The 12,664-nt window shown below is 63.0% G+C and carries 16 protein-coding genes; 9 read left to right on the top strand and 7 right to left on the bottom strand.

Features of this window, described 5'->3' with window-relative positions:
• Positions 1 to 8: 8 nt before the first annotated feature.
• From LB545_RS19835 to LB545_RS19810, 6 genes are all read left to right on the top strand, one after another.
• The gene (locus LB545_RS19835) at positions 9 to 725 is read left to right on the top strand and encodes an ABC transporter permease (RefSeq protein ID WP_140498632.1); all 717 of its coding nucleotides are present in this window, start codon (positions 9 to 11) and stop codon (positions 723 to 725) included.
• The gene (locus tag LB545_RS19830; protein WP_140498633.1) at positions 722 to 1,546 is read left to right on the top strand and encodes an ABC transporter permease; all 825 of its coding nucleotides are present in this window, start codon (positions 722 to 724) and stop codon (positions 1,544 to 1,546) included. Before LB545_RS19835 ends, LB545_RS19830 begins: the two co-directional genes overlap by 4 nt.
• A gap of 110 nt (positions 1,547 to 1,656) precedes the next feature.
• A complete protein-coding gene (locus LB545_RS19825; RefSeq protein ID WP_140498634.1) occupies positions 1,657 to 2,526 on the top strand; it encodes an NAD(P)-dependent oxidoreductase in 870 nt (289 codons plus the stop codon).
• A 7-nt stretch (positions 2,527 to 2,533) separates the two neighbouring features.
• Positions 2,534 to 3,238: a DNA alkylation repair protein gene (locus LB545_RS19820; protein WP_224705686.1), complete on the top strand. Its 705-nt coding sequence runs from the start codon at positions 2,534 to 2,536 to the stop codon at positions 3,236 to 3,238.
• A complete protein-coding gene (locus tag LB545_RS19815) occupies positions 3,198 to 3,776 on the top strand; it encodes a GNAT family N-acetyltransferase (protein ID WP_140498636.1) in 579 nt (192 codons plus the stop codon). The genes LB545_RS19820 and LB545_RS19815 overlap by 41 nt, the downstream gene beginning before the upstream one ends.
• Before the next feature lie 47 nt (positions 3,777 to 3,823).
• On the top strand, positions 3,824 to 4,393 hold the full coding sequence (locus LB545_RS19810; RefSeq protein WP_140498637.1) for a DUF3299 domain-containing protein: 570 nt from the start codon (positions 3,824 to 3,826) through the stop codon (positions 4,391 to 4,393).
• A 46-nt stretch (positions 4,394 to 4,439) separates the two neighbouring features.
• Here the strand turns inward: LB545_RS19810 and LB545_RS19805 are convergent, their stop codons facing one another.
• The 4 genes from LB545_RS19805 to LB545_RS19790 all read right to left on the bottom strand — a co-directional run bounded on the left by LB545_RS19805 (position 4,440) and on the right by LB545_RS19790 (position 6,943).
• Positions 4,440 to 4,931, bottom strand: coding sequence for an Lrp/AsnC family transcriptional regulator (locus tag LB545_RS19805; RefSeq protein ID WP_006205209.1), 492 nt, complete (start codon positions 4,929 to 4,931; stop codon positions 4,440 to 4,442).
• Between the two features lie 107 nt (positions 4,932 to 5,038).
• Positions 5,039 to 5,719: a uracil-DNA glycosylase family protein gene (locus tag LB545_RS19800; RefSeq protein ID WP_140498638.1), complete on the bottom strand. Its 681-nt coding sequence runs from the start codon at positions 5,717 to 5,719 to the stop codon at positions 5,039 to 5,041.
• Positions 5,659 to 6,270 (bottom strand): glutathione S-transferase, encoded by a 612-nt coding sequence (locus LB545_RS19795; protein WP_140498639.1) that lies wholly within the window; start codon positions 6,268 to 6,270, stop codon positions 5,659 to 5,661. The genes LB545_RS19800 and LB545_RS19795 overlap by 61 nt, the downstream gene beginning before the upstream one ends.
• A 49-nt stretch (positions 6,271 to 6,319) precedes the next feature.
• Positions 6,320 to 6,943 (bottom strand): thermonuclease family protein, encoded by a 624-nt coding sequence (locus tag LB545_RS19790; RefSeq protein WP_140498640.1) that lies wholly within the window; start codon positions 6,941 to 6,943, stop codon positions 6,320 to 6,322.
• Between the two features lie 73 nt (positions 6,944 to 7,016).
• Here LB545_RS19790 and LB545_RS19785 point away from each other — a divergent pair, with 73 nt between their 5' ends.
• On the top strand, positions 7,017 to 8,537 hold the full coding sequence (locus LB545_RS19785; protein WP_140498641.1) for a sensor histidine kinase: 1,521 nt from the start codon (positions 7,017 to 7,019) through the stop codon (positions 8,535 to 8,537).
• Between the two features lie 37 nt (positions 8,538 to 8,574).
• Here the strand turns inward: LB545_RS19785 and LB545_RS19780 are convergent, their stop codons facing one another.
• Positions 8,575 to 9,573: a nicotinate-nucleotide--dimethylbenzimidazole phosphoribosyltransferase gene (locus LB545_RS19780; protein WP_224705725.1), complete on the bottom strand. Its 999-nt coding sequence runs from the start codon at positions 9,571 to 9,573 to the stop codon at positions 8,575 to 8,577.
• A gap of 160 nt (positions 9,574 to 9,733) precedes the next feature.
• On the opposite strand from LB545_RS19780, the gene LB545_RS19775 reads away from it, so the two are divergent.
• Together LB545_RS19775 and LB545_RS19770 are read left to right on the top strand one after the other, a co-directional pair.
• Positions 9,734 to 9,967 carry a DUF1289 domain-containing protein gene (locus LB545_RS19775; protein WP_140498642.1) on the top strand — a complete coding sequence of 78 codons (234 nt, stop codon included), beginning with the start codon at positions 9,734 to 9,736 and terminating at the stop codon, positions 9,965 to 9,967.
• A 13-nt stretch (positions 9,968 to 9,980) separates the two neighbouring features.
• A complete protein-coding gene (locus LB545_RS19770; RefSeq protein WP_140498643.1) occupies positions 9,981 to 10,685 on the top strand; it encodes a TIGR02281 family clan AA aspartic protease in 705 nt (234 codons plus the stop codon).
• Positions 10,686 to 10,702: 17 nt separating this feature from the next.
• Here the strand turns inward: LB545_RS19770 and dusA are convergent, their stop codons facing one another.
• Positions 10,703 to 11,701, bottom strand: a complete 999-nt coding sequence (gene dusA / locus LB545_RS19765) for a tRNA dihydrouridine(20/20a) synthase DusA (protein WP_140498644.1) — start codon at positions 11,699 to 11,701, stop codon at positions 10,703 to 10,705.
• Positions 11,702 to 12,157: 456 nt separating this feature from the next.
• Positions 12,158 to 12,460, bottom strand: a complete 303-nt coding sequence (locus tag LB545_RS19760) for a DUF982 domain-containing protein (RefSeq protein ID WP_140498645.1) — start codon at positions 12,458 to 12,460, stop codon at positions 12,158 to 12,160.
• Positions 12,461 to 12,664: the final 204 nt, after the last annotated feature.

The raw sequence follows: 12,664 nt of genomic DNA, 5'->3' as shown, positions 1-12,664 counted from the left end.
ACCACTCGATGCCAGCCCAAAGCATATGGACACTTCTCAGTTGGGGACCCAATGGCTGGCTTGACGATATCGCCTATGGCGCGGTGGTCACCATCGCGCTGGCGCTCGCCACGCTTCCGATCGGCCTGACGATCGGCTTTTTCATTGCCTGGGCAAAGCAATCCGAAGAGCCTTCGCTGCGGCTGGCCGCGAACATTTACACCACCATGTTTCGGGGCCTTCCGGAGCTGGTGACGCTCTTCCTGTTCTTCTTCGGCATGCCCATCCTGCTGCAATACATCATCCGCTTCTTCAGGCCCGAGGCGACGATCGATGTCGACAGCTTCATCGCCGGCATGATCGTGCTCTCGCTGATCTTCTCTTCCTATGCCAGCGAGGTATTCCTTTCGGCCTTTCGCGCCATTCCGAAGGGCCAGTATGAGGGCGGCTATGCGATCGGTCTGTCGAAGTGGCTGACCATGCGCAAGGTGATCCTGCCTCAATTGCTGCGCATCGCCTTCCCCGGTCTCGAGAATTGCTGGCTCAGCCTGCTCAAGGACACAGCCCTGGTCTCGGTCGTCAACCTCGCCGAGACCTTGCGCAATGCGGGCGTCGCGGCGCGCGTCACCAAACATTCGTTCCTGTTCTACAGCGTCGCGGCGCTGGTCTTTCTCATCCTGGCAATCCTGTCTTCGATCGCCACCGGCTTCATCTTGCGGTCGCTCGGGCAGAAGGAAGCGCGATGAGCGTCACCGACACCATTGCCGTCGATCGGCCGCCGCCGCCGGCGCGCGGCTGGCCGCGTGCCCGTATCGTGGGATACGCACTCGTCGGCCTCTGGATCCTCTTCGGCTTCGGCATACTGGCCTATCTGGTCTCCGCGTGGAACGGCGAGTTCTTCGCACGATATGCGCCGGCCTATCTGCAGGGACTTGGAACCACCCTGTCGCTGGTGGCTGTGTCGATGGTGGCCGGCGCCATCCTGTCGCTGCCCGTCACCTATGGCCGCATGTCGAACAACCGGTTGCTGTCGTGGCCCGCCTATTGCTACGTCTATTTCTTCCGCGGCACGCCGCTGCTGGTCCAGGTCTATCTGGTCTATTACGGGGTCGGTTCTTTCCGCGTGCAGCTCGAATCGGTTGGGCTATGGTGGTTCTTCCGCGACGCCTTCAACTGCGGCGTGTTCGCCTTTGCGCTCAACACGGCCGCCTATCAGGCCGAAATCTTGCGCGGCGCCATAGAGAGCGTTCCAAGGGGCCAGTGGGAAGGCGCCGCTTCGCTCGGCCTGCACAAGTTGCAGACGCTGCGCAAGGTCATACTGCCCCAGGCGATCATCGTGGCCTTGCGACCCTACGGCAATGAACTCGTTCTGATGATCAAGGCCTCCGCGATCGTCGCCATCATCACCGTCTACGACCTGATGGGCAATGCGAAACTCGCCTACGCCAAGTCCTTCGACTTCCAGGCCTATGTCTGGGTGGCAATCGTCTATCTGGTGATGGTCGAGATCCTGCGCCACGGGGTCGAATGGATCGAGCGCCGGATTACCATTCACCTGAAACGGTAAGCCTACCTGATCTGTGCCAGTCGATGGCGCGGCGCGCGCCTTGACGAATCCGCCGCATGGCCTAGACCTTCCGCAACTGCAATCTTTGCTCCCGTCGGAAGGAACAAGCCATGGCATCGGTGGCATTTCTCGGTCTTGGCGTCATGGGCTACCCCATGGCCGCGCATCTGAAGAACAAGGGCGGCCATGACGTCACCGTCTACAACCGCACCGGGGCAAAGGCGGAGCAATGGGTCGCCCAGCACGGCGGCGCTCTCGCCCTGACGCCGGCGCAGGCTGCCGAAGGCAAGGACTTTGTTTTCTCGTGCGTGGGCAATGACGACGATCTGCGTTCGGTGACGACGGCAAAGGACGGTGCCTTTCAGGCCATGAAAAAGGGCGCCGTCTACATCGACAACACCACGGCATCGGCCGAGGTCGCGCGCGAATTGGCCGAGACCGCACAGGAGCGCGGCTTCTCGTTCCTCGACGCGCCGGTCTCCGGCGGCCAGGCCGGCGCCGAAAACGGCATTCTGACCGTCATGGTCGGCGGCGATCAGGCAGCCTTCGACAAAGCCAGGCCCGTCATCGACGCCTATGCCCGGATGGTAGGGCTTATGGGACCGGCAGGCGCCGGCCAGCTCACCAAGATGATCAACCAAATCTGCATCGCCGGGCTGGTGCAGGGACTGTCCGAAGGCATCCATTTCGGCAGGAAAGCCGGGCTCGACATCGAGAAGGTCATCGATGTGATCTCCAAGGGCGCAGCGGGCTCGTGGCAGATGGAGAACCGGCACAAGACGATGAATGCAGGCAAATACGACTTCGGCTTCGCGGTCGACTGGATGCGCAAGGATCTCGGCATCTGCCTTGATGAAGCCGACCGCAACGGGGCCAGACTGCCCGTGACGGCGCTCGTCGACCAGTTCTATAAGGACGTCCAGGCGATGGGCGGCAGGCGCTGGGACACATCCTCACTGCTGGCGAGGCTGGAAAAGTAGAACGCAGATGTCCCTGCCCTGCCCGAGCTGGAGCGCGGACGACGTCGTCGCTCACCTGCGCTCGATCGGCACGCAGGAAAACCGCGCCGGCATGGCCCGGTTCGGCATCAACACCGCGACGGCGCTTGGTGTAGGCAATTCGGATTTGCGGCCGCTGGCGCGCAAGCTGAAGCGCAATCACGAGCGGGCGCTTGCCCTGTGGGACAGCGGTGTTCGCGAGGCGCGGCTGGTGGCGGCGTTCACCGGGGAGCAGAAAAGGATCACGGCCGAGCAGTGCCGCCGCTGGGCCGGCGATTTCGATTCATGGGAGATCGTAGACAGCGTTTCGGATCTCTTTGCTGAAACGCCGTTCCGGCGTGAGTTGATCGAGGAGTTTGCTGCCGACGAACGCGAGTTCGTGCGCCGCGCCGGCTTTGCCATGGTGGCGTGGAGCGCAGTGCATCTGAAGCAGGAGCCGGACGCGACGTTTCTCGCCTATCTGCCGTTGATCGAGGCGCATGCCGGCGATCCGCGCAATTTCGTCAGGAAGGCGGTCAGCTGGGCGCTGCGGCAGATCGGCAAACGCTCGGCGGCGCTGCATGCCCCTGCCCTTGCGCTCGCGCAAAAGTTGGCCGGATCATCCGACAAGACGGCGCGCTGGATCGGCCGGGACGCCGTGAAGGAGTTAACGGATGCCAAAAGGCTGGAACGGCTCACCTCCAGAAAAAGCTGATCTTGCCGATATCCGGTTCACGGAGGTGACGCCGGCAACACGCGGCGACTTCGAGATATTGTTCGAGCAGCCGGGTGCGCCAAGATATTGCTGGTGCATGGCGTGGCGGCAGTCCGTCCGCGAGCACATCCCGAATGATGAGAAAAAGCGCCAGATGATGGCACTTATCGATGCCGGCAGGCCGGTCGGCATCCTCGCCCAGATCGACGGCAAGACCGTTGCCTGGTGTTCGGTCGCGCCGCGCGAAACCTACCGAAGGCTTTCAAAGCAGCAGGACGACAGCGAGACGGGGGTATGGTCAATCGTCTGCTTTTATGTGCCAAGGGCTTTGCGCGGCCGCGGTTTTGCTTCCGCATTGCTCGATGCGGCCATTGACCACGCGTTCGCCAAGGGGGCGCATATCATTGAGGCCTATCCGGTGGGCGAGGCATCGCCGAGCTACCGTTTCATGGGGTTTCGCGACATGTTTGCGGCGCGCGGCTTTCACGACGCCGGCATGACCGGTTCTCGCCGGCATGTAATGCGGCTCGAGCGTTGACGTCGCCGGTGGCGGTGTCTTTACTCGAACGCAAAGGAAAACGTCCGATGACCAAACGTCTGATAGCCATGGCAGCGTTCGCGGGCGCGATGTCGGCTTTTACAGCCGCCCTCGCTTCGGCCGAGACCACACACATATTCTGGAAGGATTTGCGCCCGGCGACCCAGGCGGTTGCCGAAGAAGCTGGCCTGCCGATGATCGCGGCAAAATTGCCCGATCGCGGCGAGACGTTATCCCTCGGCCTGCAGGACAAGACCATACAAATAGCCGGCTATGCGTTGCCGGTCGATCGCGAAGGCGATCTTGTCTATCAATTCCTACTGGTGCCGTGGACCGGCGCCTGCAGCCACATGCCGACACCACCACCCAACCAGATCGTCCTGGTCACCCCGGCTCAGCCCTACAAAATATCGCGGGCCTACCAGCCGGTTTCCGTAACCGGCGCGCTGAAACCAGGCATGGAGAAGAGCCAGCTTTTCATCCTGGACGGCGTCTCGGTCATCCAGTCGGGCTATACCGTGCGCAAGGCAGACGTGACCGGCGTCGACACCGTGCCGGACACAATAACCCTACCGGTCAACTCGCCTTGGACTTTCCTCAACAAAAAGAAGAACTAAGCAAGGCGAGCTTGCGTGACCTTGCATGCACCAAGGCCACGCGCGCTCAGGCCGCGTTCGCGCCCGATTCCTTGTCCAGCACCATGTAATCGAGCGGGATTTCGGTCGTGTACTTGATCTGCTCCATGGCGAAGGAGGACGAGACGTCGCGAATCTCGATCTTGGCGATCAGCCGCTTATAGAAGGCATCATAGGCTGCAATGTCGGGCACCACGACACGCAGGAGGTAGTCGACATCGCCGCTCATGCGGTAGAACTCGACCACCTCGGGGAATTCCTGGATGACTTCGGAAAAACGCCGCAGCCATTCATGGCTGTGCGAATTGGTGCGGATCGAGACGAAGACGGTGACCCGCACATTGACCTTTTCATGATCGAGAATGGCGACACGCCGCTTGATGACGCCCTCTTCCTCGAGCTTCTGGATGCGCCGCCAGCAAGGGGTCGTCGACAGTCCCACTTTCTTGGCGACATCTGCGACCGCGAGCGTCGCGTCCTCCTGCAGGAGGCGGAGAATTTTTCGGTCAAGGCGGTCCATTGAAAGCTCCTGAGGAATGGATTGGCCATAATCGGCGTTATTATAGGCTTCCACAAGAAAAAAATTCTGCTGATTGGCGGAAAAGCCGGTGGTTTCTTGCTGAATGTCTAACCGAGGCGATAGCGGATTTCCGACCTGAGGAAAGGCAGCAAATCCATTTCAAACCAGGGATTCCGCTTCAGCCAGCCGGTGTTGCGCCAGGACGGATGCGGCAGCGGCAGCACCTTCTGGCCAGCGGATTTCTCCCAGATGGAGCGCCAGTCCCTCACCGTTTCCGTCAGGGACGGGCGCCGCGCGGCACCCATGTGCCAGGACTGCGCGTAGATGCCGATCGTCAGCACCAAGTCGATCTGCGGCATGAGCCCCATCAACGGCGCGCGCCAGGCCGGCGCGCATTCACGCCTTGGCGGCAAGTCGCTGCCCTTGGCGTCCTGGCCGGGGAAACAGAAGCCCATCGGCACGATAGCGAACTTCTCGGTGTCGTAGAACTCCTCGCTGGTGACGCCGAGCCAGTCTCGCAGCCGGTCGCCCGAAGCATCGGTGAACGGCATGCCCGACAGATGCACCTTGGTTCCCGGCGCCTGGCTGGCAATCAGGATGCGGGCATTCGACGAGGGTCGCAGCACCGGGCGCGGTTCGTGCGGCAGTGGCCGGCCGATCGGATTGTCGACGCAGATGCGGCAGGCGCGAACCGTCGCGGCGAAGCTTTCGAGTTCCGCAGTCATCCTCAGGCCGCGGCACTCGGCCGGCTCGAAACCATCCGATACCAGCGCAACACATTGCTGCACTCGTCCGGCACCTTGATGCGCGCCGGTTTCATAAAATCGATGGCGATCATCCCGGTGATATCGGCGATCGAATAGGCGTCGCCGGCGGCGAATTCGCGGGTTCCCAGCTCGCCGTCGAGAAGTCGCAGGAATTCGATTGCCTTCGGCTTGTTGGCCTCGCCCCACTCGGGAATCTGCGGGATCTCCCATTCCTTCATGGCCGGATGGGTGTGGCGGAAAGCTTGCGCGACGCAGGTCAGCAGGTTGAATTCCATCCGCCTTTGCCACATCTCGACCTGCGCCTTGCCGAGCGCCCCGCGACCGAACAGTGCGGGCTCGGGATTGAGTTCCTCGAAATAGCGGCAGATGGCGACGGACTCGGTGATGACGGTGCCGTCGTCAAGCTCCAGCACCGGCAGTCGCCGCAGTGGATTGCGCGAGCTGACCGCCTGTTGCCTGTGTTCCAGCGCGCCCATGTCGACGGACACCAGCGGAACCGCGATTCCCTTCTCGGCCAGAAAAACGCGAACCCGCCTTGGGTTGGGCGCCCGGCCGCCGTCGAAGAGCTTCATTCGATCCTCCAGTTCTTGCCGGTGACGGCAGGGTTCAGCTTCCGCCGGCTTACCAGAAGCGGAAAATCTCTCGCACGGCATCGGCGATGGAGGCGAGCGTGCCATGTTTTCTCTCGACGGACTCGCCATGGTGGCTGTCGCGCCAATCTTGCGGCTGGTCGAATGTACCTGCCCAGATGCCGGCCCTTGCCGCGCGCGCGATCGCTTCCTCGCTCTCGTAATCGCCGAAAGCGACCGCCCAGCCTGCCTCGACCTGTGCGCGGTTGAGATCGGTATCGCCCGCCTTGCAATCGCCGAGCAGCCGGCCGTAACGATCGCGCTGCCAGCCGCTGCAGATGACGGGCCTGCCGGCGATCAGGCGCACCAGAGATTGGCGCGCAAGCGTGCCACAGGAATAATCGGCGCCGTTCTTGCGGCAGGTCTGGGTGTATTCCGGCGCGTCGATGCCGCGCATGCGGATGCGTTCGGCCCCGAGCGTGATCGAGTCGCCATCATTGATGATGGCGACGCCCTGTGTCTTTCGCGTCTCCACGCGATCGAGGCGCGCCGCAAGCACGATCAGCAGCCCCAGAACGATGACCGTCAGCCCATAGTCCAGCAATTTGCGCCATGGGGTTCGCGGGCGCGGCGCAGCGTACCGCCGGCGCGGTCCTTGCGACCAGGAACGGCTCATATGGCAAACGGTTGGTTAATCATTCGAACGTAGCTTAACACCTTGAAATGCCGCCCGCATAATTGAAGTCTTCATGCCTTTGCAACGCTCGAACACAGCGGACAAATTCATTGTGGACCGCAGGAAACGCCATCGCAACAGCGATGTCGCGCGCGCGGTGCGCAAGACGCGCGACCGTCTTTCGCAACAGGCCGGCAATCCGGATTTCGATCGCGAACTGCTGAGACTCCATGCGCGCGCGATGACCAGCGGGGCCATTGCCATTCCGCTGCTCGTCCTGGCGATCGCCGCGCTTGGCCGGCTGGCCGGCATCGGCAATGAGATCATTCTCTGGGCGCTGTTCACCCTGACCTGCTACACGATGTTGGCTTTCATGGCGCGCCGCGTCGAACGCGTGGAAGCGTCCGATCTTAACCCGTTGCAAACCCAGAGAGAATTCCTGTTCGCACATTTCCTGTGCGGCCTCGGCTGGGGCTGGTTCGTCTGGCTCGGCTGCGGTGCCTGCGCGGTCGACCAGTTTCAGGTGGTCAAGGCCGTGGTGCTGCTGCTTGCCATGGCCGGAACCGCTATCATGGCCTCATCCCTGCGCGGGGCGTTGCTGGCGACTTTCGCTGTTCCGGTGACGCTTTACGCCTACGCCGAAATAAGGCTGTGGATGCCGGTCGGGGCGATCATGGCCGTACTGCTCGTTCTTTCGCTGCCTTTCTTTGCCTATATCGCGCGGAACCTCAACCGCTCCTCCCTGATGCTTTTGTCGTTCCGCTCCGAAAAGGACGCACTGATCGCCGAAGTCGAGACCGCGAAATCGATGTCGGACGAGGCGCGGCGGCGCGCGGAAGATGCCAATCTGGCCAAATCGCGCTTTCTTGCCTCGATGAGCCATGAATTGCGCACGCCGCTCAACGCAATTCTCGGTTTTTCCGAAGTGATGTCGAACGAAGTGCTGGGGCCGATGAGCAATCCCACTTATCGCGACTATGCCCATGACGTGCACGAATCCGGCCAGCATCTTCTCGACCTCATCAACGAGATCCTCGACCTGTCGCGCATCGAGGCCGGCCGGTACCAGCTCAATGAAGAGCCGGTGATGCTGCTCGGCATTGTCGAGGATTGCTGCCACATGATGGAGTTGAAGGCGCGCAACAAGGATATCCGCGTCATTCAGGATTTCGAACATGCCTTGCCGCGCCTGTTCGCCGACGAGCGCGCGGTGCGCCAGATCACCCTCAACCTCTTGTCCAACGCGATCAAGTTCACCGCCACCGGCGGCGAAATCCGCGTGCGCGTCGGCTGGACGGCCGGCGGCGGACAATACATCTCGGTCAGGGACAACGGCCCCGGCATACCGGAAGACGAGATCCCGGTAGTGCTTTCGGCCTTCGGCCAGGGTTCGATCGCCATCAAGAGCGCCGAACAGGGCACCGGACTTGGTCTGCCGATCGTGCAGGGCCTGCTCGCCATGCATGGCGGCGAATTCCAACTTCATTCCAAGCTGCGCGAAGGCACAGAGGCGATTGCCATCTTCCCGCTGAGCCGGGTGATGGAGGAACTGCCGGCCCTGCCGACCGCGGCGGTCGCGGCGCGTCGGCGTTGACGCGCCTCATGCGTGGAATGAGCGACGAATGCTCGGCCTAGCCGCGAACGGCCGCGGCCATGCCCGAACTGGTCAGTGCCGCTGCCTTGATTAGGCCGGCGGCAAGTGCCGCGCCTACTCCCTCGCCGTGGCCGACGCCGAGGTCAAGCAAGGGGCGAAGGCCAAGGCGCTCGGCGGCCTGCGCATGCGCGGGCTCCGGCGACAGGCCGGCGAGAAGGCAATGATCCAGCGCGGCAGGATTGGCGGCATGCAGGACCGCTGCGGCTGCCGTTGCCGCAACTCCGTCGAGCAGCACGGGGATTCTCTGCATCCGTGCCGCAAGGATGGCGCCGGCTATCGCCGCGAACTCGCGGCCGCCGAGCCGGCGCAGCACCTCCAACGGCTCATCGAGATGGCCGGCGTGGAAAGCCAGCGCCGCATCGACCACCTCCGCCTTGCGCGCCTGCATCGCCGCATCGGCGCCAGAACCCGGGCCGACCCAATCGGCGCCCTTGCCGCCCAACACGGCCGCGAACAGGGCCGCGGCGACGGTGGAATTGCCGACGCCCAGATCGCCGAGGCAAAGCAGGTCGGCGCCGCCGGCGATCGCCTCCATGCCGAAGGCCATGGTCGCGGCGCAACCCCGCTCGTCGAGTGCGGCATCCTGCGTGATGTCGGCTGTCGGAATATGCAAGGCGAGATCGAAAACCTTCAGCCCGAGGTCGTTGGCGACGCAGACCTGGTTGATCGCTGCACCGCCGGCCGCACACAGTTCGACGGCGTTGGCGGTCGCCGCCACGACTCTCGGCGAGACGCCGTGCCTGACAACACCATGGTTGCCGGCAAAGACCGCGACCAGAGGCCGCGTCACTGCCGGCGGCGCACGGCCGCTCCATGCTGCCAGCCAGGCAGCGATATCCTCGATGCGACCAAGCGAGTTCCTTGGCTTGTCCGCCTTGGCGAACAGCGTTCGCACACGGGCCTCGGCTGTCGTGTCGGCCGCCGGCAGGTTGGCCAGCAGGTTACGGAAATCGTCGAAGGGCTGTGCTCTGGTCATGTCGTGGAAATCGTCCTTGCAGATGGCAGCGGCATAGCCGCCCTCGTGCGCCGGCACAACCTCCCGCGCCTGATGTAAAAGCGGCCGCGAGCGACGCATTCCCGAGGGCTTGCAAAGGCCATGCCGTTGCACCATGTGGAAGTCAGCCAAGGAAACATTCATGACGGCCATCGAATCCCCATGCATTCTGGTCTGTTCGATCGATATGAAGACCGGTTTCTGTTTCGGGTGCGGCCGCACCCGGGACGAGATCGGCGCCTGGATCGACATGACGGCGCAGGCGCGCCGTAACGTCATGGCCCAACTGCCTGCAAGGCTGGAGACGGTCGAGCGCCGGCCGCGCCGCGAAACCCGCCGCACCCGTATGGCACGGGAACGCGACGCGCTCTCGTGAACGGATTGCCGACATGAACCGCCTGTTCTGGATCCTGATGCTCGTCATCGGCGTCGGCGCGGTGCTGCTGATGTTCAACGATTCCGCCGGCAATACGCTCGGCGTCGAGAACGATGATTTCGGCCGGTTGATCTGGCTGGGCGCCTTCGGCGCGCTCATCGGCGCCGGCCTTCTAAGGTCGGGCCGCCCGCTCAGCGCCATGGCGCGCAATCTCGGCGCGTGGGCGGCGATCGCGCTCGCGCTGATCGCCGGCTATCAATATCGCTACGAATTGCAGGATTTCGCCAACCGGGTAACCGCTGGCCTTGTTCCCGGCAGCCCGCTGGCGCTGGGCATCGAGGACGGCCATGCCACCGTGACGCTCGACAAGGCCGACAATGGCCATTTCGAGGCGCGCATCCTGATCAACGGCGCGCCAGTGCGCACGGTGGTCGACACAGGAGCGACCAGCACCGTGTTGACGTCGCAGGACGCCCAGGCAGCCGGGATCAATCCCGCCGCTCTCGATTTCACCATACCGGTCTCGACCGCCAACGGCACGGCGCGCGCCGCGGCTGTGAAAACCAACGAACTGGCCATCGGCGGCATCGTGCGAAAGAATATGCCGGTGATGGTCGCGGCACCCGGTATGCTTGGCCAGAGCCTGCTCGGCATGAACTTCATCAGTTCGCTGTCCGGCTTCGACGTGCGCGGCGACCGGATGACCCTCCGGGATTGACGTTCGGCGAAAGCGGTTCAGGCGGCCTTGTCGACCGCCCCGCTGAGGTCGACCGCAGCGAACGCCGTCTTCAGCACCTGCGGCCCAGCGCCGGGGCGCGTTGCATCCGTGGAGAGGATCTGGCGGTAGCGGCGCGCACCGGGCAATCCATGGAATAGCCCGACCATGTGGCGGGTGACATGACCGAGCCGCCCGCCCTGTTCGACATGGCGTGCGGCGTAGCCGGCCATGACGTCGATCAGCGCGGCGAAATCGAAGGGAACGGTCCGCTCTCCATAAAACATGGAATCGACGCCGGTCAGAATGCCTGGAGTATGGTAGGCGGCGCGGCCGAGCATGGCGCCGTCGAGGTGCTGGAGATGCGTCTGCGCCTCTTCAAGCGATTGAATACCGCCATTGATGCCGATGAATTCGCTCGTTTTTCTCGTCTTCAGCCGATAGACGCGACCGTAGTCGAGCGGCGGGATGTCGCGGTTTTCCTTGGGGCTCAGCCCCTCCAGCCATGCCTTGCGCGCATGCACCCAAAGGGCGTCGGCGCCGGCCGCGAAAACGCCGTCTGCAAGCGCATCCAGCGCCGGCTCGGGATCCTGCTCGTCGACGCCGATGCGGCATTTGACGGTTACGGGAATGGTCACGGCCGCCTTCATCGCCGCGACACAGTCGGCGACGAGGTCAGGCACCTTCATCAGGCAGGCGCCGAACGTACCGGACTGGACGCGGTCCGACGGGCAGCCGACATTGAGGTTGATTTCCTCATAGCCGAAAGCCTGGCCGATGCGCGCCGCCTCGGCCAGCTTCCCCGGATCGGAGCCGCCGAGCTGCAGCGCGACCGGATGTTCCGCCTCATCAAAACCAAGCAGGCGCTCGCGCGCGCCCTGGATGACCGCGTCCGCCACCACCATCTCGGTGTAGAGCAACGCACGGCGAGTCAGCTGGCGATGGAAGAACCGGCAATGGCGGTCCGTCCAATCCATCATCGGGGCGATTGCCACCTTATGCTCTTGGTATCTCGACATTTTTTGCGTCAATTGGTTGGTTGATGCGGGCGGTATGGCCACCAATCCTCATATCGGCGACATATGCGAAGTAGGCAAGCCCCTCGCTCGAGCAGTAAGTCTGAAGGCGGTCCTTCTGCGCCTGCCAAATCCTATGGCCTGAAGTGCTGTCTTCTCGTTTTTTTCGAGTGCTGGGCGAAATCGCTCCAAGAAATCGGAAGCTTGCACCCCCTTGCTACACCGCAGGAGAGCGGCACGCCGTTTTGCGACCTGGTCGATAGTCTTTCAACTGCGGCGAACAAGACGGGGGACCGCCTTTCCAGGATTGGCTGCTTTCCGAAGTTGCCGACCACAAGCAGATGGTGGCCATCCTGGGCCGCGCCGCATTAGGCGTTCGCCGACGCCATGGCAAACGGACAAACAGTCGATCGGCGCCGGGGGTCGGCGCCGATTTTCGACTACAGCCGGTTCAGAACGTTACCGCCGCAGCGCGTACACGCGCCCAGCTGGCTCGCTGCCCACCGACAAGGCCATGTCGTCATCCAGAAGCCGCGTGATCCGGGCGAAGCCGGTGAACGCCTTCCTGGCTTCTTCAGCCGACATCTGCCCCGACAGGGCGGCCGCGCAGCAGTTCAGCGCGCATTGATAGACAGGGCCACGTCGCCCGGTCGGCCATTTACGCAAAAACATCATGGCCTCGGCAACACTGTCGATTTCCTCGATAGGGTGTCCCTGCCCGCGTGAAATCCGCACGGGCGAAAAAAAATGCAAATAGTCCATCATATCCTCCCGCTCGGTCGCGACGTGTTCGACCGAACCCCATCAAACGCGCCATCATCCACTTGGTTCCATAAAAAACGTACGCTTGGCAAAAAAAGGGCAGGTTTGCCCGCCGCGGCTCCGATGTCGTCGCGCCGGCGCTTGAAAGCGCCACGAACCCGACTCGCCGATCAGAGGGCAAGCATCATGCCGCGCGACAATGGC

The organism is Mesorhizobium sp. BR1-1-6, assembly GCF_020165355.1.
Lineage (GTDB): Bacteria > Pseudomonadota > Alphaproteobacteria > Rhizobiales > Rhizobiaceae > Mesorhizobium.
The sequence above is the reverse complement of the archived record's forward strand: the minus strand, read 5'-3'. Positions and strand labels throughout refer to the sequence as shown.